Source organism: Actinacidiphila bryophytorum, from assembly GCF_016916835.1.
Lineage (GTDB): Bacteria > Actinomycetota > Actinomycetes > Streptomycetales > Streptomycetaceae > Actinacidiphila > Actinacidiphila bryophytorum.
Map to the genome: position 1 here is coordinate 283,239 of NZ_JAFFIX010000009.1, position 19,963 is coordinate 303,201.

General features: G+C 72.2%; 22 protein-coding genes. 15 read left to right on the forward strand and 7 right to left on the reverse strand.

What is annotated here, in order from left to right; all coding sequences use genetic code 11:
• Positions 1-369 precede the first annotated feature (369 nt).
• Both JT723_RS16440 and JT723_RS16445 read left to right on the forward strand, forming a co-directional pair.
• A complete protein-coding gene (locus JT723_RS16440) occupies positions 370-879 on the forward strand; it encodes a SigE family RNA polymerase sigma factor (protein WP_251513315.1) in 510 nt (169 codons plus the stop codon).
• The gene (locus tag JT723_RS16445; protein WP_205045363.1) at positions 863-1,603 is read left to right on the forward strand and encodes a hypothetical protein; all 741 of its coding nucleotides are present in this window, start codon (positions 863-865) and stop codon (positions 1,601-1,603) included. The genes JT723_RS16440 and JT723_RS16445 overlap by 17 nt, the downstream gene beginning before the upstream one ends.
• A gap of 180 nt (positions 1,604-1,783) precedes the next feature.
• Here the strand turns inward: JT723_RS16445 and metG are convergent, their stop codons facing one another.
• Positions 1,784-3,511: a methionine--tRNA ligase gene (metG, locus tag JT723_RS16450; protein ID WP_205045364.1), complete on the reverse strand. Its 1,728-nt coding sequence runs from the start codon at positions 3,509-3,511 to the stop codon at positions 1,784-1,786.
• A gap of 233 nt (positions 3,512-3,744) precedes the next feature.
• Between metG and JT723_RS16455 the strand changes: the two genes are divergently transcribed.
• Positions 3,745-3,996 carry a DUF397 domain-containing protein gene (locus JT723_RS16455; protein WP_078582323.1) on the forward strand — a complete coding sequence of 84 codons (252 nt, stop codon included), beginning with the start codon at positions 3,745-3,747 and terminating at the stop codon, positions 3,994-3,996.
• On the opposite strand, the gene JT723_RS16460 is transcribed toward JT723_RS16455, so the two are convergent.
• A complete protein-coding gene (locus JT723_RS16460; protein WP_205045365.1) occupies positions 3,938-4,450 on the reverse strand; it encodes an ATP-binding protein in 513 nt (170 codons plus the stop codon). The genes JT723_RS16455 and JT723_RS16460 overlap by 59 nt on opposite strands.
• 181 nt (positions 4,451-4,631) lie before the next feature.
• Between JT723_RS16460 and JT723_RS16465 the strand changes: the two genes are divergently transcribed.
• From JT723_RS16465 to JT723_RS16475, 3 genes are all read left to right on the forward strand, one after another.
• Positions 4,632-5,498 (forward strand): Sco1979 family transcriptional regulator, encoded by an 867-nt coding sequence (locus JT723_RS16465; RefSeq protein WP_205045366.1) that lies wholly within the window; start codon positions 4,632-4,634, stop codon positions 5,496-5,498.
• A 133-nt stretch (positions 5,499-5,631) separates the two neighbouring features.
• Positions 5,632-6,009, forward strand: a complete 378-nt coding sequence (locus JT723_RS16470; RefSeq protein ID WP_251513317.1) for an anti-sigma factor antagonist — start codon at positions 5,632-5,634, stop codon at positions 6,007-6,009.
• 227 nt (positions 6,010-6,236) lie between these two features.
• Positions 6,237-7,748 (forward strand): LCP family protein, encoded by a 1,512-nt coding sequence (locus tag JT723_RS16475; protein WP_205045367.1) that lies wholly within the window; start codon positions 6,237-6,239, stop codon positions 7,746-7,748.
• A gap of 223 nt (positions 7,749-7,971) precedes the next feature.
• Here JT723_RS16475 and JT723_RS16480 read toward each other — a convergent pair whose 3' ends face one another.
• Positions 7,972-8,568: a hypothetical protein gene (locus JT723_RS16480; protein ID WP_205045368.1), complete on the reverse strand. Its 597-nt coding sequence runs from the start codon at positions 8,566-8,568 to the stop codon at positions 7,972-7,974.
• 284 nt (positions 8,569-8,852) lie between these two features.
• On the opposite strand from JT723_RS16480, the gene JT723_RS16485 reads away from it, so the two are divergent.
• The 6 genes from JT723_RS16485 (at position 8,853) to JT723_RS16510 (ending at position 15,485) form a co-directional block, all read left to right on the forward strand.
• Entirely contained in the window at positions 8,853-10,211 is a 1,359-nt protein-coding gene (locus JT723_RS16485; RefSeq protein ID WP_205045369.1) for an efflux RND transporter periplasmic adaptor subunit, read from the forward strand.
• Positions 10,208-11,122 carry an ABC transporter ATP-binding protein gene (locus JT723_RS16490; RefSeq protein WP_205045370.1) on the forward strand — a complete coding sequence of 305 codons (915 nt, stop codon included), beginning with the start codon at positions 10,208-10,210 and terminating at the stop codon, positions 11,120-11,122. The genes JT723_RS16485 and JT723_RS16490 overlap by 4 nt, the downstream gene beginning before the upstream one ends.
• Complete coding sequence (locus tag JT723_RS16495) at positions 11,119-12,360, forward strand: ABC transporter permease (protein WP_251513323.1); 1,242 nt, start codon at positions 11,119-11,121, stop codon at positions 12,358-12,360. The genes JT723_RS16490 and JT723_RS16495 overlap by 4 nt, the downstream gene beginning before the upstream one ends.
• A gap of 32 nt (positions 12,361-12,392) precedes the next feature.
• Positions 12,393-13,136 carry a DUF5666 domain-containing protein gene (locus JT723_RS16500; protein ID WP_205045371.1) on the forward strand — a complete coding sequence of 248 codons (744 nt, stop codon included), beginning with the start codon at positions 12,393-12,395 and terminating at the stop codon, positions 13,134-13,136.
• Between the two features lie 102 nt (positions 13,137-13,238).
• On the forward strand, positions 13,239-13,970 hold the full coding sequence (locus JT723_RS16505; protein ID WP_205045372.1) for a response regulator transcription factor: 732 nt from the start codon (positions 13,239-13,241) through the stop codon (positions 13,968-13,970).
• Between the two features lie 12 nt (positions 13,971-13,982).
• Positions 13,983-15,485: a sensor histidine kinase gene (locus tag JT723_RS16510; protein WP_205045373.1), complete on the forward strand. Its 1,503-nt coding sequence runs from the start codon at positions 13,983-13,985 to the stop codon at positions 15,483-15,485.
• 15 nt (positions 15,486-15,500) lie between these two features.
• On the opposite strand, the gene JT723_RS16515 is transcribed toward JT723_RS16510, so the two are convergent.
• Both JT723_RS16515 and JT723_RS16520 read right to left on the reverse strand, forming a co-directional pair.
• Positions 15,501-16,316, reverse strand: coding sequence for an isocitrate lyase/PEP mutase family protein (locus JT723_RS16515; protein ID WP_205045374.1), 816 nt, complete (start codon positions 16,314-16,316; stop codon positions 15,501-15,503).
• A 51-nt stretch (positions 16,317-16,367) separates the two neighbouring features.
• Positions 16,368-17,243 (reverse strand): aminoglycoside phosphotransferase family protein, encoded by an 876-nt coding sequence (locus tag JT723_RS16520; protein ID WP_205045375.1) that lies wholly within the window; start codon positions 17,241-17,243, stop codon positions 16,368-16,370.
• 51 nt (positions 17,244-17,294) lie between these two features.
• Here JT723_RS16520 and JT723_RS35785 point away from each other — a divergent pair, with 51 nt between their 5' ends.
• Entirely contained in the window at positions 17,295-17,573 is a 279-nt protein-coding gene (locus JT723_RS35785) for a type II toxin-antitoxin system Phd/YefM family antitoxin (protein ID WP_205045376.1), read from the forward strand.
• On the forward strand, positions 17,521-17,973 hold the full coding sequence (locus JT723_RS16530; RefSeq protein WP_251513324.1) for a type II toxin-antitoxin system VapC family toxin: 453 nt from the start codon (positions 17,521-17,523) through the stop codon (positions 17,971-17,973). The genes JT723_RS35785 and JT723_RS16530 overlap by 53 nt, the downstream gene beginning before the upstream one ends.
• A 6-nt stretch (positions 17,974-17,979) precedes the next feature.
• Here the strand turns inward: JT723_RS16530 and JT723_RS16535 are convergent, their stop codons facing one another.
• Positions 17,980-18,402, reverse strand: coding sequence for an RbsD/FucU domain-containing protein (locus JT723_RS16535; protein ID WP_205045377.1), 423 nt, complete (start codon positions 18,400-18,402; stop codon positions 17,980-17,982).
• Positions 18,403-18,529: 127 nt separating this feature from the next.
• On the reverse strand, positions 18,530-19,432 hold the full coding sequence (locus tag JT723_RS16540) for a chitosanase (RefSeq protein WP_372441321.1): 903 nt from the start codon (positions 19,430-19,432) through the stop codon (positions 18,530-18,532).
• A 241-nt stretch (positions 19,433-19,673) separates the two neighbouring features.
• Between JT723_RS16540 and JT723_RS16545 the strand changes: the two genes are divergently transcribed.
• A complete protein-coding gene (locus tag JT723_RS16545; RefSeq protein ID WP_205045378.1) occupies positions 19,674-19,898 on the forward strand; it encodes a DUF2277 family protein in 225 nt (74 codons plus the stop codon).
• Positions 19,899-19,963: the final 65 nt, after the last annotated feature.

Consider the following 19,963-nt stretch of genomic DNA (forward strand, 5'->3'; position numbering starts at 1 on the left):
GCGGGGCTGCGTCTGATCTGCGGCTGGCGCCGCGTGGGCGCGTCTGCGGCGGGGCCGAGCATTTAGGGGCGCGGGGAACTGCGCGCTCAGCCCTCCCCCAGGGCTTTGCCTGGGGGTGCCCCCATCTCGCTTCGCTCGCGGCGGGTGGTCCGGCACGGACCGAACTGCCCCTTCGGGTCGGTGACGACCCGCGCCCCGGTGGGGGCTGGTCGCGCAGTTCCCCGCGCCCCTGAGAAACGCTCGCCCCCTTGCGTAAGGGGCACCCCTCAGCCACCGCGGCCGGCGGAAGTGCGCCGCCGGGCGCATCGGCACCCCGGGGCAACCGGACCGGAGGTCTGGGGCGTTGTATGGGTGTGGGAGGGAACGTTCGTGGGCGAGGGCGGGTTCGAGCAGTTCGTCGCGGCACGCGGCCAACGACTGCTGCGTGTCGCCTGGCTGCTCACCGGCGACGCGCACCTCGCAGAGGACCTGCTGCAGACGGTGCTGGCCAAGGTGTGGCCGAAGTGGCCGCGGATAGCCGAGGAGAACCCGGAGGCGTACGTACGCCGCGCCCTGGTGCACACGCATGCCTCGTGGTGGCGCAGGCGGTGGCGCGGGGAGGTGCCGCACGGCGAGATGCCGGACCGGGCGCTGCCGCACGACGAGTACGCAGGCGTGGACCTGGAGCAGGCGCTGGCCGCGGCGGTGCGGGCACTGCCGGTGCGGCAGCGTGCCGTGGTGGTGCTGCGGTACTTCGAGGACCTGAGCGTGACCGAGACCGCGCAGGCGCTGGGGTGTTCGGAGGGCACGGTGAAGAGCCAGGCGGCGAAGGCGCTGCGGACGTTGCGCGGGCTGCTGCCCGCCGCGGTCGCGGTGGACGGCGGTGAGTGCCGTGACTGAGGCGGAGGACGAGCTGCGGGTGCTGCTGGAGCGGGCGGTGCCGCAACTGCCCGCGCCCGCGCAGCGCCTCGAACGGGTGCGGGAGCGGATGCGGCGGCGCCGCCGGCGGCGTACGGCAGCGGTCGGGGTGAGTGCGGTGCTGGCGGTTGCGGCGGTGGTGGCGGTGCCGGGGCTGGTACGCCCGCACGGCGGCGCGGCCCCCGCGGTGGTGGCGACCGGAGGCCCGGCCCCGGTGCGGACGACGCCGGTACGGGGTCCGGAACCGACGCCCACGCCACGCGACGGCTACCGCCCGGACGGGATGCAAGGGCTGGTGATCACGCCGCCGGCCGGCTGGCAGCTGCTGGAGGACCCGGACACCGGCAGCGTCTTCCTGTCCACGCAGGCCCTGGTGCTGCCGCCGAACGGCTGCGCGCACGCCCTCGACGGCTTCTGCACACCGCTGGCCCGGGTGCTGAAGGACGGCGGGTCGCTGGTGATGTTCCACCTGACGTACAGCAAGGTGCAGGCGCAGAAACTGGGCGACGTCGCGATGCCGCTGGAGGACGAGGACGTCCTCCGCTCCTGCCGTACGGTCAACGGCACCCGGCAGATGGGCCGGACCATCGTGGACCAGGCGCCGGGGTCCGGAAACGCCGTGTGGGCCGTCGCGTGCATGGCCCAGCCCTCGACCGCCCAGAAGGAGCAGGTCAGGCTCCTGGTGGCGAACGCGGACTTCGGATGACGGAGCGCGCTCAGGGGCGGCTGGGCCGGCGCGGTGCGCTGCTCGGCCTCGCGGCGGCGCTGGCGTCGGCCTGCACCCCGGCGACCGGTGTGCGGCGCTCCCGGCTGCCGGAGGAGGGACCGCTGCGCCCGGTGCCGACCGACGACTCGGCGGCGACCTGGCGCGCGGTCCCCGGCACTCCTAGGCGGCGGCGTCCGGGTCGCCGCCGAAACGGTCGACGTAGGAAGCCAGTTCGTCGTCGGTGATCTTCGCGAAGAGCACCGGCGGCACGGTGAAGGGCGTACCGGCCGGGACCGAGTCCAGGCTGCGGGCCTGGTCGGCGGTGACCCAGCGCGCGTCGTCCGCGGGCAGCGTGAAGGCGGCCCGCATGGCGGCGGCGGAGGCCGGGATGAACGGCTCGGAGACGACGGCGTAGAGGTGGATGAGGTTCATCGCGGTGCGCAGCGTGAGGGCGGCGCCCTCCTGGTCGGTCTTGATCTGCGTCCAGGGCGCCTTCTCCTCCAGGTAGGAGTTGCCCGCGCTCCACAGCGCGCGCAGCGACTGGGCCGCCTTGCGGAACTGCAGTGCCTCCATGTGGCCTTCGTACTCCGCGAGCAGCCCGGCGATCTGTTCGCCGAGCCTGGCCTCGGCGTCACCCGCGGGGGCGCCGGCCGGCACCTCGTCACCGAAGCGCTTGCGGGAGAAGGACAGCACCCGGTTGACGAAGTTGCCGAGGGTGTCGGCCAGGTCCTTGTTGACGCCGGCCGCGAACAGCTCCCAGGTGAAGGAGGTGTCGTCGGACTCGGGCGCGTTGGCCATCAGGAAGTAGCGCCAGTAGTCGGCGGGCAGCAGTTCGAGCGCGGCCTCGGTGAAGATGCCGCGGCGCTGGGAGGTGGAGAACTTCCCGCCATAGTAGTTCAGCCAGTTGAAGGCCTTGACGAAGTCGACCGTCTTCCACGGCTCCCGGGTGCCCAGCTGCGTGGCCGGGAACATCACGGTGTGGAAGGGCACGTTGTCCTTGCCCATGAACTGCGTGTAGCGCACGTCGTCGGCCTCGTACCACCACGACTGCCAGTCGCGGGTCTCGCCCTCGGGGGCCGCGTCGGACCACTCCTTGGTGGAACCGATGTACTCGATCGGGGCGTCGAACCAGACGTAGAAGACTTTGCCCTCGGCGGCAAGCTCCGGCCAGGTGTCGGCGGGCACCGGCACACCCCAGTCGAGATCGCGGGTGATCGCCCGGTCGCGCAGGCCCTCCGTGAGCCACTTGCGGGCGATCGAGGACGCCAGGTTCGGCCAGTCGTCGCTGTTCGCGTCGAGCCAGGCCTCGACCTCGGCGGCCAGCGCGGACTGGAGGAGGAAGAGGTGCTTGGTCTCCCTGATCTCCAGGGCGCTGCTGCCGCTGATCGCCGAGCGCGGCTCGATCAGGTCGGTGGGGTCGAGCACCCGGGTGCAGTTCTCGCACTGGTCGCCGCGCGCCTTGTCGTAGCCGCAGTGCGGGCAGGTGCCGACGATGTAGCGGTCGGGCAGGAAGCGCTCGTCGGCCAGCGAGTAGACCTGGCGGATGGCGCGCTCCTCGATGAAGCCGTTCTCCTTCAGCCGGCGGGCGAAGCGCTGGGTGATGTCGACGTTCTGCGCGGAGGAGCTGCGGCCGAAGTGGTCGAAGGACAGCGCGAAGCCGTCGTAGACCGCCTTCTGGGCGTCGTGCGCGCGGGCGCAGAAGACGTCGACGGGAAGTCCGGCCTCCTTGGCGCCCAGTTCCGCGGGGGTGCCGTGTTCGTCGGTGGCGCAGATGTAGAGCACGTCGTGCCCGCGCTGGCGCAGATACCGGGCGTAGACGTCCGCCGGGAGCATGGACCCCACCATGTTGCCCAGGTGCTTGATCCCGTTGATATAGGGCAGGGCAGAGGTGATGAGGTGACGAGCCATTGCAGGCTGCTCCCAATTCGTAGCGCGGAGTGAGGAATTCATCTACGGACCGTCAATCGTATCGGACCGTAGCCGGGTGCTCGTCGCCGTATTCGCATTCCGGACAGGTTCAGGTCAGGGCGGTGGCGCCGATGACGCGCTGTGACTGCACGTGCACTTGCACGTGCACATGCACGTGCTCGGGACACGAGTTATCATCTCCTGTACCACACGGCACTTTTGGGGAGTCGCTGATGCGCCGGACGCACAACGGAATGGCCGCAGAAGACCTGACGGGCGTGGTCTGGCAGAAGAGTCGGCACAGCAATGCCAATGGCACATGTGTGGAGTTCGCGGCGCTGCCCGACGGTGACGTCGCCGTCCGCAATTCGCGCTTTCCGGACGGGCCCGCGCTGATTTACACCAGGGCCGAGATCGAATCGATGATCATCGGTGTGAAGGCGGGCGAGTTCGACCATCTGATGCCGCTGCTGCCGGGGCCGTGAGGAACAGCGCCCACACCACCTTCCCCGTACCGTTCAGCGGGTGCCATCCCCAGTTCTCGCTGAAGGAGTCCACCAGGTGCAGCCCGCGGCCGGTCTCGGCCACGAAGTCCGGGTCCTTGGTCACCGGCGCCACACCGCTGGGGTCGCGCACAGCACAGACCACCCGGCTGGTCCAGCGCACCAGGCTGAGCCGCACCGGTGAGCCGGGTGTCCCGACGGGCACCGCATAGCGCAGCGCGTTGGTGACCAGCTCCGAGGCGACCAGTTCCATGGAGTCGAGCAGCGCGGACAGGTCCCAGCGCTGAAGGGTCGTACGGGTGAAGTGGCGCGCTTCACGCACCGATTCCAGGGCGGCGGGCAGTTCGCACGTGGCGCCGTGGCCCGCGGCAAGTCGCTCGGGCGCGAGCACGCCTTGCCATAACGGGTCGAGCACAGGTGCGGCCTCTGCCTTCATGCGTGCCCCCGGAGTATCTGCACGGTCACCATGCTCAGGGATCGCACCGGGGGGATGCAAGAGCGTCTGCACGTGCATCTGCAAGGAATTGATGCACGTGACGATCGAGAGTGACGGGATGGGTACTGCGCGCAAGCCATTAGTGGCAGACTGCTGATGAACCAAGGGCGGAGCGTGACCTATGAGCGCAGGGCAGCCGGGAGGCGGGTCCATCGTGCGACGAATGCTGCTCGGAGCGCAGCTGCGGAGGCTGCGTGATTCGCGCGGGATCAGCCGGGAGGACGCCGGGTACTCCATCCGGGCGTCGGAGTCGAAGATCAGCCGCATGGAGCTGGGAAGAGTCAGCTTCAAGGAGCGGGATGTCGCCGATCTGCTGACGCTGTACGGCGTCACCGAGGAGGGTGAACGGCTCGCCATGCTCGGGCTCGTGAGAGAGGCCAACGCGGCCGGCTGGTGGCACGGATACGGCGAGGTGATGCCGACCTGGTTCCAGACCTATGTCGGTCTTGAGGAGTCGGCAGCCCTCATCCGCACCTTCGAGGTGCAGTTCGTGCACGGCCTGCTGCAGACAGAGGACTACATAAGACAGGTGATCCGGCTCGGTCACCCCGAAGGAGCCGACTCCTGGGTGGAAAGACGAGTCGGCCTACGCCTGGAGCGGCAGAAGCTGCTCGTGTCCGAGCGGGCACCCCACTTCGTCGCCGTCATGGACGAGGGTGCGCTGCGCCGCCCCTTCGGCAGCCGGCAGGTCATGCGGGACCAGATACAGCACATCCTGGAGGCCGCCGAGGCACCCAACGTCGACGTGCGCATCCTGCCTTTCGCCACCGGCGGCCACGCGGCAGGCGGCGGCGCCTTCACGCTGCTGAGCTTCCCCGAGTCCGACCTGCCCGACCTGGTCTACCTGGAGCAGCTCACCGGCGCGCTCTACATCGACAAGCACGACGAGGTCGTCGAGTACGACAAGGCCATGACGGCGCTGGGCGGGCTCGCGCTGAGCCCCGCAGCCTCCGTCGACTGGCTGAACACCTTCCAGCGGGAGTTGTGACCTTTCGGTCGTTCTCCGCCGGTATTCACCCCTACAGGTGAATGTCGGGCTGTTTTGTCCCGGGCTGTCTCCCCGGGGGCACTGTGGCGCCGCTACGGTTACGCAGGTCGCGCGAGGGGGACGGGGGGCACGGGTGAACGACGAGAGCAGCGACCTGATCCCGGTGCCGACGCGGTACGCCCGCACGTACCGGGTACGGCAGGCCACCGTCGTGGAGATCGCCGGCGAGATCGACCTCGGCAGCGCCCACGGCATCCACCCGCACCTCGACGCCGCCGCCCTGTGGCCGCCACCGCTGCTGGTCGTCTTCGACCTCGGGCCGGTCGAGTTCATCGACTGCTACGGCCTCGCGCTGCTCGTACGCGCCCGGCGCCGGGTCCTGGACCGCGGCGGGCGGACCGCGATGGTCTGCACCCACCCGCCGACCCGCCGGCTGCTCGCCATGACCGGCCTCGACGGCGTCTTCCGCCCGCTGCCCACCCTCGACGCGGCACTCGACGCCGAACTCTGAGAGCGCGCGCACCGGCTCTTCCGGCGCCGGTGCCCTCACCCGGAATTCGTCACTCCATGCTTCCTTTACGTCACCCAAATGTTGACGCCGTACAGTGTCTCGCTGGGCAATCGTCCTCCCCCGGCGCCAATGTGACCGGCGTCATACGGCCCGGCCGGGGCAACTGATAAACGTTGGGGCTTCGTCGTGATGTGTGCGGGTGCCACCGGACCGAAGGTGTAAGGGCAATGGGCGTTCGTGGGCGCAAGCCGGAACGTAGGGGCGGCCGTGGGATACGCAAGCCCCGCAGCCGCAAGAGGTGGATCATCGGCATCGCGGCCTCGGTCGTCGTCCTGCTCGTCGCCGGCGCCGGCGCCATCTACCTCAAGCTGAACGCGAACATCGCGACCTTCGACTCCGCGGGCCTGAGCAAGAACCGCCCCGCAGCCGCCAAGGCCGACGCCAACGGCGACAAGGCCGTCAACGTCCTGCTCATCGGCTCCGACACCCGCGCCGGCGAGAACGGCAAGCTCGGCGGCTCCAAGTCGGGGCCCATCGGCCGCTCCGACACCACGATCCTGCTGCACGTCTACCCCGACCACAAACACGCGGTCGGCATATCCATACCCCGCGACTCCCTCGTCGACATACCCCCCTGCCTGCTGCCCGACGGCAAGTGGTCCCCCGACCAGCCCTCCGCGATGTTCAACTCCGCCTTCTCCATGGGGAACACGGAGAAGGGCAACCCGGCCTGCACCCAGAACACCATCGAGAAGCTGTCAGGGCTGCGCGTCGACCACACCATGGTCATCGACTTCGCCGGCTTCGCGTCCATGACCTCCGCCGTCCACGGCGTGGAGGTCTGCGTGCCCAACAACATCTACCAGGGCGACATGAACCCCAACCTCGGCCACAAGGGCAAGGTCGTCCTCAAGGCCGGGATGCAGAACCTCCAGGGCCAGCAGGCACTCGACTACGTACGCGTCAGGCACGGCGTCGGCGACAACTCCGACGTCGGCCGCATGCTGCGCCAGCAGGCCTTCCTGTCCGCGCTGATCAGCAAGGTCAAGGGCCAGGGCATGAACCCCACGACGCTGCTGCCGCTGGCCAACGCGGCCACCAAGTCGCTCACCGTCGACCCCGGGCTCGGCAGCGCGCTCAAGCTCATGAACTTCGGGCTCTCGCTCAAGAACATCGACCTGAAGAACATCCAGTTCATCACCGCGCCCTGGAAGTACGCCGGCTCCCGCATAGACCTCGTCCACCCCGACGTGGACAACCTCTTCGCCGAACTGCGCGCCGACCGCACCCTCGAAGGCGTCAACGCCTCCGGCAAGACCGCCCCCACCCCGACGCCCAGCGCGACGGTCGACGGCACCGGGATCATGGTCTCCGTCTACAACGGCACCTACACCGGCGGCCTCGCCGCCAAGGCGGCCGACCTGCTCAAGGCGCACAGCTTCACGGTGATGAACTCCACCAACGCGAAGACCAAGGACCACACGGTCACGCGGATCGAGTACGGCACCGGGGCCGATGCGAAGGCTCACGCCGAGACCGTGGCGAAGCTCTTTCCCGGAGCGCAGCTCGTGCAGCTCGACACGACCGGGGTGAACGTCGTGCTCGGCACGGACTATGCGGCCGCCGCGGCCAAGTCCGGTACGCCGGGATCCGCGACGCCGAATCCGTCGGCGACGGACCTGAGCAAGCAGGCGCGCAGCGCCGACGCGGACCCCTGCAGCAAGCTGTCCTACGGGTGACGGTTCCCCCCGGGGGTGGCCCTTCCCCCGGCTCCGGGACCTTCCCCCGGTGGGTGGCTTGTCGCGCAGTTCCCCGCGCCCCTGATGGCTCGCCCTCTGCGCAGGAGGGTGAGCGTTTTTCAGGGGCGCGGGGAACTGCGCGCCCAATCATCCACGCACCGGAAGGTGCAAGCTCACAGCAAGTGGCACCCACCCAGGGGCGCGGGGATGCCGCCGGCAGGGCTCACGTCGCGGAAGGGGCAGGGCGCTGCGGGAGAAGCGGCTTGCAGGTGGCGTAGGCCTTGGCGACCTTCGGATCGGCGGTGTCGAGGTTCGCGCCGAAGCGGCCGGGGCGGCTGGACGGGGAACCCGTCGGGAGGGTCACGCCGTGGTCCTTGAGGCAGCTCGTGAACGCCTGGAAGGCACTGGCGTCGGCGCCGCCCCCGGCGCCGCCTCCGCGGCCGGAGAACTGCGGCCGCAGCGCTTCGCACGCCTTCATCGCCGCCTGCGTCTTGGGATCGGCGGACGCACCGCCGAAGCCGCCGAACCCGCCGCCGGGGCGGCCGGAGGGCCGGCCGGACGGCCGGTCGGTGGGGCGCCCGGTGCGCGGGGCGAAGCTCGGGAGCTGGACGCCGTGCTGCGACAGGCAGTCGCGGTACGCCGTCATCGAGCCCGACGCGGACGCGGATGCGGACGCCGACCCGGAGGACGAGGCCTTGGCGTCGGCGGCAGCGGGCGTACCCGAGCCCCCGGAGGAGCACGCTGCGAGCAGCAGCGCCCCCGTGGCGAGGACGGCGACCGAGGCGCCTGCCCGCAGTGCGGTGGTGGGGGTCCTGGTCATGGCCGGGTCTCCTCGGGGAGGGGGTGGGCGGTGGGGCCGCCCTACGCGTGCGCGCGGGGATGGGGGCCAACGCAGGGCGGCAGCCCACGACTGAACCGCACCGAGGTAGGCGCCGCCCGGGCACCCGCTGTGAGTTCCCGGGGAACACACCGCCCACGACGGCCCGTAAGCCGCACGCCCGCGCCCGCAATACGGCTCGTGTCCGTATAGGGGAGCTATGCGCTCCCAGGGAACTCCCAGCTTCCTCCCAGGGCTTCAAAGGAGTGGGCGGCCAGGATGCGGCCATGAAGGTGCTCCCACGGCGGCGCAGGGCCGCCCTGATCAACTCGGTGCTCGGCGTGGTCGTCCTCGCGGGCGTCGGCGGCGCCTACGCCGCCGTCCACGACGACGGCAGCAAGTCCACCGGCAGCGGCACCGCTCGGGTGGCGACGGTCACCAAGGGCACGGTGCTGGCCACGGTGTCCGGTTCCGGCACGCTCGCCTCGCCGAGCGACGCGGGGCTGGACTTCACCACGGGCGGCACGCTCACGAAGGTGAACGTCAAGCCGGGTGACAAGGTCACGAAGGGCGAGGTGCTCGCCGAGGTCGACGACACCGACGCGAAGGCCACGCTCCAGCAGGACCAGGCCTCGCTGACCGCGGCCGAGGCCAACCTGACGAAGGTCGAGGCGGGCGAACTGCCCGCGTCCAGCGGCACGTCGGGCGGCGGGGACGCGACCGGCTCCGGGCGCGGCACCCAGGCCGCGACGCCCACCCCCTCGCCGACGCCGACCGTGGACGCGGCCCAACTCGCCCAGGCGCAGGCTCAGGTGACGCAGGCGCAGAACGCCGTGGACGCCGCCCAGCGGGCCGTCGACGGCACCACGTTGAAGGCCCCGGTGGCCGGTACGGTCGCCTCGGTGTCCGCGGCCAAGGGCGACACGGTGTCCGGCACCGGCGGCAGCGGCTCCGGCGCGGGTTCCGGCGCCGGCTCCTCGTCCAACTCCTCGTCCAACTCCTCGTCGTCGTCCGGCGGTTCGCTCAGCGGCTTCATCGTGCTGACCAACCCGGCCGGCATGCAGGTGACCGCGGACTTCTCCGAGGCCGACTCGCTGAAGGTCAAGGCGGGCCAGTCCGCCACCGTCACGCTGAACGCCCAGTCCGGCACGGTGCTGGACGCCAAGGTGCTGTCGGTGAGTTCGCTCCCGGTCAGCAGCGGCTCGGGGTCCGGCTCCGGCTCCGGCTCGTCCGGCAGCGCGGTGCAGTACGCGGCGACGCTCCAGATCACCAGCGACACCTCGCAGTTGCGCACCGGTCTGAGCGCGAGCATCCAGGTCACCACCGGTTCCGCGAGCGACGCGCTGAGCGTGCCGACGGCCGCGGTGTCCGGCACCGGCGCCAACCGCACGGTCCTGCTGGTCAATCCCGACGGGTCCACCACGCGTACCGCGGTCACCGTCGGCATCGAGGGCGACAGCACCGACCAGATCACCAGCGGCCTGGCCGAGGGCCAGCAGGTGCAGATCCCGACGGTCGCCTCGGCGGGCAGCAACGGCTTCCCGAGCGGCGCCTTCCCCGGCGGCCTCGGCGGCGGCGCGGGCCGCTTCGGGGGTGCGGGCGGCGGCGTCCTCCGCGGCGCAGGCGGCGGCGGGGCACGCGGATGAGGCTCGGCCTGGGCGGCAGGAACGGCGCCCACCGCAGAGGCGCGGACCCAAAGGCACCGCCGGAGCCGGTGCCGGAGGAGCCCTGGGGTCCGCCACCCGTCATCGAGGTGCGGTCGCTGCTGAAGACGTACGGCCACGGCGACGCGGCCGTACGGGCGCTCGGCGGCCCGCCCGACCCGGCGACCGGCGAGTCGCCCGGCGTGGACCTGCTGGTCGAACAGGGCGACATGGTCGCGGTGATGGGCAGTTCCGGGTCCGGCAAGTCGACCCTGATGAACATCCTCGGCTGCCTCGACGTCCCCACGTCCGGCCGCTACCTGCTGGACGGCATCGACGTCGGCGGCCTCGACGAGCACCAGTTGTCGCTGGTGCGCAACCGCAAGATCGGCTTCGTCTTCCAGTCGTTCAACCTGGTGCCGCGCACCCCCGCGCTCGCCCAGGTCGAACTGCCGCTGGCCTACGCGGGCGTGAAGACCGCGGAACGCCGGCGGCGGGCGCTGGCCGCGCTCGCCCTGGTCGGTCTCGCCGACCGGGTGGACCACCGGCCCAACGAGCTGTCCGGCGGCCAGCAGCAGCGGGTCGCGGTGGCCAGGGCGCTGGTCACCGCGCCCGCGATGCTGCTCGCCGACGAGCCCACGGGCAACCTGGACAGCCACAGCACGGAGGAAGTGCTCTCGATCGTGGACCGGCTCAACGCGTCGGGGCGCACCGTCGTCCTGATCACCCACGAGGACGAGGTCGCCCGGCACGCCAAGCGCGTCGTGCGGCTGGTCGACGGGCAGGTCGTCGCCGACGTGCGGCAGGCGCCCGTGGACGGGCCGCCGCCCGCGCTGAGCGACCCCTCGGCCTTCGCCGCCCTGTCCCCGCACTCCCCCACGTCGGCTGCCGCGGTGCGGGGCGGTGCGCGGTGAACCCCTTCGAGACGCTGCTCCTCGCGGTCGGCGGCCTGGCCGCCAACAAGGTGCGCTCCGCGCTGACCATGCTGGGCGTGCTCATCGGTGTGGCCGCGGTCATCATCCTGCTGGCGGTCGGCAACGGCTCGTCGCAGTCGGTCAAGGACTCCATCGAGAAGCTCGGCACCAACTCGCTGACCGTCTCCTCCGGTTCCGGCGGCGCCTTCGGCGGTGCCCTGGGCGGCGGCGGCAGGCGTACGTCGAGCGCCACCAGCACCAAGCCGCTGACCGTGGACGACGCCCGCGCGCTCGCCGACCCGGCGTCCGCACCCGACATCAAGTCCGTCGCCCCCGAGGTCAGCACCTCGCAGACGGCGGTCTACCAGGGCACCTCGCACACCGTCGGCCAGGTCGTCGGCACGTACCCCGCGTACTTCGAGGCGTCCAACAGCAAGGTCGACAAGGGCGACTACTTCTCCGCCGACGACGTACTCAACTCCCGCAAGGTCGCGGTGATCGGCTCGACCACCGCGACCGAGCTGTTCGGGACGGCGAGCCCGGTCGGCAAGAAGGTCGTCATCGGCGGTACGCCCTTCACGGTGGTCGGTGTGCTCGCCACCAAGGGCGGCACCGGCTTCCAGGACCCGGACGACACGGTGATCGCACCGCTGCCGACCGTGCAGAACGCCTTCACCGGCTTCGGCCCGGTGAGCCAGATCCTGGTCGAGGCGAAGTCCGCGGGCGCCACCACGCCGGCGCAGAACGAGATCACCACGGTGCTGATGGGCACCCACGGCATCAAGGACGCCAACGCGCTGGACTTCCGGGTCAGCAGCCAGGAGTCCCTGCTGAGCACCCAGTCCGACACCAACAGGACCTTCACCGTTCTGCTCGGCGCGGTCGCCGCGATCTCGCTGCTGGTCGGCGGGATCGGCATCACCAACATCATGCTGGTGACGGTGACCGAGCGGACCCGGGAGATCGGCATCCGCAAGGCGATCGGCGCACCCAAGGGCGTCATCCTCGGGCAGTTCCTCGCCGAGTCGACGCTGCTGTCGCTGATCGGCGGCGGGCTCGGGGTCGTGGCCGGGCTCATCGGCTCGCACTTCAGGATCGTCGGCATCGAACCGGTGGTCATCCCCGAGTCGGTGTGGGGCGCCTTCGCCATCGCCGTGGCCATCGGGCTGTTCTTCGGCAGCTACCCCGCCAACCGGGCGGCGAGCCTGCGGCCCATCGAGGCCCTGCGGCACGAGTGACGACAGTTTTCACAGACAAGGGAGAAGCCGAGATGGCGCGACGCCGTTCCGAGCTGGTCAAGGCGGACGACTCCGGCACGGATCTGCTGCCGCTCGTCCCCGAGCAGGGCGCCGGCGGGATCGAGATCCGGCGCGGCAGCGACCTGCCCGACGTGATCGAGGGGCACGGCGGGCTGCCCGCCCAGCGGCCCGAGGACATCCTGGCGGAGCCGCCGGACGCCCGGGACATCTCCGCCGAGCTGGCAGCCCCGCCGCGCCGCAAACTGCCGTGGCTGACGCTGCTGCTGTCGGCCGGGGTCGTCGCGGCGGCCGCCTTCGCGGGCGGCGCGCTGGTCGAGAAGCACCACCTGCACGGGACGGCGTCCGCGAGCAGCCCCTTCGCGGGGTTCGGCGGCGCCCGCAGCGGTACGGGTGCGGGCGCGGGCCGTTTCGGCGGCGGGGGCGCCACGGCGGGTACGGGCGCCGCTGCCGCCGCCGGGCTGACCTTCGGCACCGTCAAGCTGGTCGACGGCAGCACGATCTACGTCACCGACGCCCAGGGCAACACCGTCAAGGTCACCACGGGCGCGTCCACCAAGGTCACCGAGTCCAAGGACGGCAAGGTCTCCGACCTCAAGCCGGGGCAGACCGTGACCGTACGCGGCAGCAAGGGCGCGTCCGGGGACATCACCGCCACCACCGTCACGCAGGGCGCCACCCCGCCGGCCGGCTCCGGCGGGTTCAGCGGGTTCGGCGGGTTCGGCGGCTTCCAGGACGGCGGCACCGGCGGGAACTGAGGGCTCACAGGTCAGCGGCGTACGGTGCCCGGCGACAGCGCGTCGCGGCACCGTACGACCGAACGACCGCATGACCGTACGACCGGGCCGGGAGGCCGCAGGATGGACACGCCCGAGGCAAGCCTGCTGGTGGTGGACGACGAACCGAACATCAGGGAGCTGCTGGCCGCGTCGCTGCGTTTCGTCGGCTTCCGCGTCACCTCGGCCGCGACCGGCGCCGACGCGCTGGCCGCGGTCGCCCGCGAGCGCCCCGACCTGGTCGTCCTCGACGTGATGCTCCCCGACATGAACGGCTTCGCCGTCGTCAGGCGGCTGCGCGAGGAGGCCGGGCCGCACCCGCGGGCCGGCGCGGACGACCGGCTGCCGGTGCTGTTCCTCACCGCCAAGGACGGCGTCGAGGACAAGATCAGCGGCCTGACCGCGGGCGGCGACGACTACGTCACCAAGCCCTTCAGTCTGGAGGAGCTGATCGCCCGCATCCGGGCGATCCTGCGCCGCACCGGCGGCGGCACCGACGACGGGCGGCTGGTCGCCGGCGACCTGGAGCTGGACACCGTCGGCCACCAGGTGCTGCGCGCCGGGCGCCCGGTGTCGCTGTCGCCCACCGAGTTCAAGCTGCTCGCCTACCTGATGGCCAACGCCGACCGGGTCGTCTCCAAGCTGCAGATACTCGACCACGTGTGGGCGTACGACTTCGGCGGCGACCTGAGCATCGTCGAGTCGTACATCTCCTACGTGCGGCGCAAGGTCGACTCCGGCGCCGACGGTGCCGCCAAGCTCATCCACACCGTGCGGGGCGTCGGCTACGTGCTGCGCCGCCCGGCCCAGGCGTAAGGCGGCGCCGCCATGGCCGTCCGGTCCTCCCTGCGGGCCTTGCGCCCCTCCGCGCTGTCGCTGCGCTCCCGGCTCGTCCTGCTGTCGCTGGTGCTGGTACTGCTCGGCCTCACCGTCAGCGACACCGTTGTGCTCGGCTCGGTGCGCGGCCGGCTGGTGCAGCGCGTCGACAAGCAGCTGCAGCGCTACGGCGGCCCGCTCGCGCAGCGGCTCGGCACCGAGGGCATACCGGCGCCGCGCAACATCCGCCCGGGCAACCGGCCGTGGCTGCCCAGCCAGTTCGTGGTCGCCTTCGCCGCCGCCGACGGCAGCGTCTCCGACCAGTTCCGGCTGCCCGTCGCCGCCAACGACCCGCGCCCGCTGTGGCCCGCCATGGACGCGGCCCAGCTGACCGCCCGGCTGGGCACACCCTTCGACGTGGCCAGCGACCACGGGGGCGGACGCTGGCGGGTGCTGATCGTGCCGGTGACGGGTACGTCCGCTCCGTCCGGGGCGGCCCGCTCCCTTCCCGCCGGGGTGGTCGTGGCCGCCTCGCTGGACGACGTGGCCTCCACCACCGACCGGCTCAGCACCGCCTTCCTGCTCATCGGCGGGGTCGTCGTGGCACTGCTCGGCGTGGCGGGCTGGTTCGCGGTACGCGCCGGGCTGCGTCCGCTGCGGCAGATCGAGGCGACCGCGGCCGAGATCGCCGCGGGCCGCCCGCTGTCCCACCGGATGCCGGCCGGCTCGCCCCGCACCGAGGCCGGCCGGCTCTCCCTCGCCCTCAACGGCATGCTCGCCCAGATCGAGTCGGCCTTCGCGGCCCGCGCCGAGTCCGAGGACCAGATGCGGCGCTTCGTCGCCGACGCCAGCCACGAGCTGCGCACCCCGCTGGCCGGCATCCGCGGCTTCGCCGAGCTGTACCGGATGGGCGCCCTGCCCGACGAGGCGGACGTCACACGGACGATGGCGCGTATCGAGAGCGAGGCCGTACGCCTCGGCGGCCTCGTCGAGGACCTGCTCACCCTGGTCCGCACCGAGGAGCTGCGCCCGGTGCAGCGCGCCCCGATGGACCTGCGCACCCTCGCGGTGGACGCCCTGCACGACACCACCGCCCTCGACCCGACCCGCCCGGTCACCCTCACAGGCCCCGGCCCCGCGTGCGCAGGCCCGCCCGCCCCCGCCCCCGTACTCGGCGACGAGGCCCGGCTGCGCCAGGTCGTCGCCAACCTCGTCGGCAACGCCGTCGCCCACACCCCGCCGGGCACCCCCGTCCGCATCGGCGTCGGCACCCTCGACGGCCACGGCGTCCTGGAGGTCGCCGACACCGGCCCCGGCCTGACCCCCGCACAGGCCGCCCGCGTCTTCGAGCGCTTCTACCGCACCGACGCCTCCCGCACCCGCACGGCCGGCGGCGGCGCGGGCCTCGGCCTGTCCATCGCCGCCGCCCTCGTCACGGCCCACGGCGGCCACGTGGAACTCGACACCTCGCCGGGCAAGGGCGCCACCTTCCGCATCCGCCTTCCGTCGGCGTGACCCCGGCTGCTTGCGTCAACGCCGGCCGGTCAGGAGGGAGTTCAGTTCGGGGAAGGGGATGGCGTCGGACACCGGGTCGTAGGTGCCGGTCGACAGGAGGTGTTGCGCGGTGCGGCGGGCGGTGGCGTAGGCCGCCTGGGCCACCGAGGAGCCGAGGCTGACGCGGGCGACGCCCAGGGCGGCGAGGTCGCGGACGGGCGGGGTGCCGGGGCCTGCCATCACGTTCAGCGGGACCGGGAGTGCCTCGGCCAGGGCGGTGATCACCGCGGGGTCGGCGGTGCCGGGGACGAACACGCCGTCCGCGCCCGCCTCGACGTACCGCCGGGCGCGGGACAGGGTTTCCGCAAGGCGGGTTTCGGGGTCGCCGAGGCCGAACAGGTACGTGTCGACGCGGGCGTTGAGGAAGAGGCCGCCCGCCTCGTCCGCCGCCTTGCGGGCCGCCGCCAGGCGGGCGGCGAGTTCCGCGGGCGGCCGGGTGCCGTCCTCGATGTTGACCCCGGCCGCACCCGCCTCGGCCACGGCGGCCACCGTCTCCGCGACACCGGCCGCGTCGTCCCCGTAGCCGCCCTCGATGTCCGCGGTCACCGGCACCGCGACGGCCCGAGCGATCCGCGCGACCACCGCGAGCGCCTCGTCGCGGCCGAGCGCGTCACCGTCCGGCAGCCCCAGCGACCAGGCCACCCCCGCGCTGGTGGTGGCGATCGCCGCCGCCCCCGCGGCCTCCACGACCCGGGCGCCGGCCACGTCCCAGGCGTTGGCGAGCGCGAGCGGCGCGGCGGTGTCGTGCAGTGAGCGGAAGAGCAGGACCTTGTCCTGGCGTGCGGTCGTCATGCGGGCAAGTCAAACACCACTCCGCGGCCCCGCACTGGCAGGAAAACGACATCAGCGTCCGGGGTGCTCCGCACTGATCCCGCCCAGGACGTGGGCGGCGATCGAGGCCATGCGGGGGTTCGCGGTGCGGTAGGCGGCCAGCTCCATGAGGGCGACCGACAGCGCCCAGCCGCGCGCCCGCGCCCAGGCCGCGCCGTCCGCGCCGACCGCCTCCCGGAAGAGCGGCCTCACCGCGGCGGGCAGCACGTACCAGGCCGGGATCAGGTCGACCGCCGGGTCGCCGACGCCCAGGCAGCCGAAGTCGATGACCCCGGTCAGGCGGCCGCCGGTGAGCAGCAGGTTTCCCGGCTGCAGGTCGGAGTGCAGCCACACCGGCGGCCCGGGGTGCGGCTCGGCGGCCAGCGCCGCCGACCACACGCCCGCCACCACCTCCGGGTCCACCGCGTCCCGCACCTGCGCCGCCGCCCGCCGCGTCTCCCCGTCCCGGTCCGCGAGCGCCTCACTGCGGTACGCCGGCGGCGCCCCCTCGGCATCGATCCCCCGCAGCGCCAGGACGAAGCCGGCCAGGTCAGCCGCGACCCCCGCCGGGTCCGCCAGCCGCCCCGGCACCGGTGACTCCCCGTCCAGCCACGTGTGCACGGCCCACGGCCACGGAAACCCCTCCCCCGGCACCCCCACCGCGACCGCCTCCGGCACCCCGACCGGCACCGCCGCCCCGATCACCGGCAGCCACCGCCGCTCCTTCCCCACATCCCGCGCGGCCCCTTCCCCCAACGGCAACCGCACCGACAGCCCGCCCCCGACCCGGTACACGGCATTGGCGGTCCCCACCACCCCGACCGCCTCCACCCCCAGCCCAGCCCACTGCGGGAACTGGGCGGCGAGCAGCCTGCGTACGAGGTCGGGGGAGGTGGGGGTCGTGTTCACCCGGTCAGTGTCTCTGTAGCCCAACGAGACACGCAGTGCTACAGTGAAGACGTGAAGACCATCACCCAGCGCGAGTTCCGCAACAACTCCGCCGCAGTCATGGACGCGGTCGAAGCGGGCGAGACGTACCACATCACCAGGAACGGCACGGAGGTCGCAGAACTGCGCCCCGTTCCGCGGAGGCGGCGCTTGAGTGCCGAGGAGCTGGTGGAGCGGCACCGGAGGCTGCCGCGCGTGGACTACGCCCGCATGCGCCAGGAAGCGGACGAGTTCTTCGGTGCCGACGACCGTGCCGGCGACGACGACCCGTTCGAGCGCCGCCGTGGCTGACCACCGCTACCCGTCAGGGGTGCTGGACACCTGCACGTACATCGACCTGGCACTGCTCGATCCCGCGAAGCTGCCGTCCGTCCCCGAACTGACCGCCGTCACTCTGGCCGAACTGCACCAAGGCGTAGCGATGGCCAAGGACGCCGCCGTCCGCGCCGCGCGCATGGAAGTGCTCGGGGCGGCCGTCGCCGACTTCGAGTCCCTGCCGTTCGACGGAGAAGCGGCGGCCCGCTACGGCACGCTCGTCACCCTCACCATTGCCGCGAACCGTGATCCCCGCCCGCGCAGGATGGACCTGATGATCGCCGCCGTCGCCTCCGTCAGAGGGCTCCCCCTCTTCACGCGGAATGCCGGCGATTTCAAAGGCCTGGGAAGCACGTTGACCGTCGTGGCCGTCTGAGGGACCTCAGTCCTGGCGGACGCCGAGGGTCAGGAGGAGGTTGGCGTAGGTGCGGCGGTCGCCGGTGGCGATGACCAGGGCCGTGTCGGGGCCGCGGGCCGTGTCGTAGAAGGCGAAGCGGTCGAGGGCCGCTAGGGCCGGGAGGTGGGGGAGGGCGGTGCGGAAGGCGGTGAAGACGGGGGGCTCGGGCTGGTCGGGGGGCGGGGACATCACGGTGGCGGACTCGATCGGCACCGCGTCGGTCAGGGCCGCCAGCACCTCGGTGACCAGGAGGCGGTCGGGGGCGAGGTTGAGGTAGACGCGTTCCGCGGCCGGGTTGGCGCCGGTGGTGTGCGGGTAGTGGCCGTCGCTGATCAGGACCCGGGAGCCGTGGCCCGCGGAGGCCAGGGCCGCCAGAATCGTCGGGTGGGTCAGCTGGTATCGCAGCACGGTCGGCGGCTCCTCACGCATAAGGACGTACAGACATCGGACCTCTGTGGCGTACCGGGAGCGTAGCAGCGGCCCGGACGCGGATGGCGGTGCGTCCGGGCCGCTCGTGCCTGGCGGCGGCTCCGCCCTACGGCAGCGTGAGGATCTCGTACGGGTCCCCGTACGTCTTCCAGTGCAGCGGCGGGTCGAGGTTGAGGTTGCCCGCCTGCAGGAACGGGCGCTGCTCGGTGTCGACGCGGCTGGTGTCGTCGTGCGCGTCCTCGGTCTTCATCGCGGCCTTGCGGGCGTCGAGGAAGGCGTTGAGGTAGGTCGTCTCGTTGCCGCCCTGCGCCGGCGTCTCGGCCTTCTTCATCGCGGTCTTGCGGATGCCGCCGAAGCTGACGGAGTCGTCGCCGGGGCCGTGCATGACGATGGCGTCGTAGTAGATGAACTGCCCGAGCGTGCCGAGGCCGTCGGACTTGGCCTGGTTCACGGACGGATTGAAGTAGACGTCGTCGCGCTCGTCGTTCTGCGCCTGCTGGAAGACGGTGTCCTTGGCTGCCGTCTTCCATGCGCTGACGAAGCCGGAGCCGAGGCCGGAGTGCGAGTCGGTGCCGTTCACCCGCTCCAGGGCGGGCAGGTACTTCGCCAGGACGTTGCCGGGTTCGAGGTCGGTGTAGTGCTGGACCAGCTCCAGCATGTCGCCGGTGCCGGAGCAGAAGCCGATGATGCCGGCGGTGTAGCCGCGGCCGTCGCCGATGTCCTCGATGTACTTGTACTGGGCCTTCCAGTCCAGGGAGGAGTTCTCGGCGGAGGAGACCAGCTCCATCGCCATCTCCTTCTTGTGCGGGTCGGCCAGGCCCGCGCCCGCCGCCGCAGGGGCCGCGGCGGGTGCCTGGCGGGGGGCCGGGGCCGCGTTGCCCGTGCCGGCCAGGGCGAGCGAGGCGCCGCCGCCGGCCAGGACGCCGGCCGCCGCGATCAGGGCGAGGCGGCGGCTGGGGCGCCGGACGTGGGGGGTGGGGGTGGGGGTTGCGTGGGGGGACTGGTGCACGTGCGTCTCCGTTTCCGGCCGCTTGCCCGGGCGCGCGAGGGCGTGCCGGATACGGCCAAGTGCGGTGCGTGGCTGTGCGGTTAGGAAAGGTTCCTAACCAATGCAGGCATTGAAGCACCGGGGCGGCTGTGAGCCAAGAGGCTGGAGCGCCCGGGTTGCGGGCTCGGGTGGCGGGACCCCGTCACCCGGCGCCGGCGCCGGCGGCCGCCGCGTTGTCGTACCCGCGCGGCACACTGGAGGCATGTGCCGAAGCATCAAGACCCTGCGCCCCCCGATGACCCCCGAGGTCCACGACGAGGACATACGGGCCGCCGCGCTGCAGTACGTCCGCAAGATCTCCGGTTTCCGCGCGCCCGCGGCCCACAACCGCGAGGCGTTCGACGCGGCCGTGGACGCGGTGGCCGCCGCCACCGCGTCCCTGCTGGCCGACCTCACGGTGCGCGGCGCCGCCCCCGCGGCGCACTGACCCCCGGGGCCGCCCCCGAGGCCCACCTCGGCCGGCCACTCCAGGCGCTCGCTCGTCAGCCCTCG

Coding starts and splice junctions, on each gene's coding strand:
- metG (WP_205045364.1), bottom strand. CDS start 3,511: ATGGCTCGTCACCTCATCACCTCTGCCCTGCCCTATATCAACGGGATC.
- JT723_RS16455 (WP_078582323.1), top strand. CDS start 3,745: ATGCGCCGGACGCACAACGGAATGGCCGCAGAAGACCTGACGGGCGTG.
- JT723_RS16460 (WP_205045365.1), bottom strand. CDS start 4,450: ATGAAGGCAGAGGCCGCACCTGTGCTCGACCCGTTATGGCAAGGCGTG.
- JT723_RS16465 (WP_205045366.1), top strand. CDS start 4,632: ATGAGCGCAGGGCAGCCGGGAGGCGGGTCCATCGTGCGACGAATGCTG.
- JT723_RS16475 (WP_205045367.1), top strand. CDS start 6,237: ATGGGCGTTCGTGGGCGCAAGCCGGAACGTAGGGGCGGCCGTGGGATA.
- JT723_RS16480 (WP_205045368.1), bottom strand. CDS start 8,568: ATGACCAGGACCCCCACCACCGCACTGCGGGCAGGCGCCTCGGTCGCC.
- JT723_RS16485 (WP_205045369.1), top strand. CDS start 8,853: ATGAAGGTGCTCCCACGGCGGCGCAGGGCCGCCCTGATCAACTCGGTG.
- JT723_RS16490 (WP_205045370.1), top strand. CDS start 10,208: ATGAGGCTCGGCCTGGGCGGCAGGAACGGCGCCCACCGCAGAGGCGCG.
- JT723_RS16500 (WP_205045371.1), top strand. CDS start 12,393: ATGGCGCGACGCCGTTCCGAGCTGGTCAAGGCGGACGACTCCGGCACG.
- JT723_RS16505 (WP_205045372.1), top strand. CDS start 13,239: ATGGACACGCCCGAGGCAAGCCTGCTGGTGGTGGACGACGAACCGAAC.
- JT723_RS16510 (WP_205045373.1), top strand. CDS start 13,983: ATGGCCGTCCGGTCCTCCCTGCGGGCCTTGCGCCCCTCCGCGCTGTCG.
- JT723_RS16515 (WP_205045374.1), bottom strand. CDS start 16,316: ATGACGACCGCACGCCAGGACAAGGTCCTGCTCTTCCGCTCACTGCAC.
- JT723_RS16545 (WP_205045378.1), top strand. CDS start 19,674: ATGTGCCGAAGCATCAAGACCCTGCGCCCCCCGATGACCCCCGAGGTC.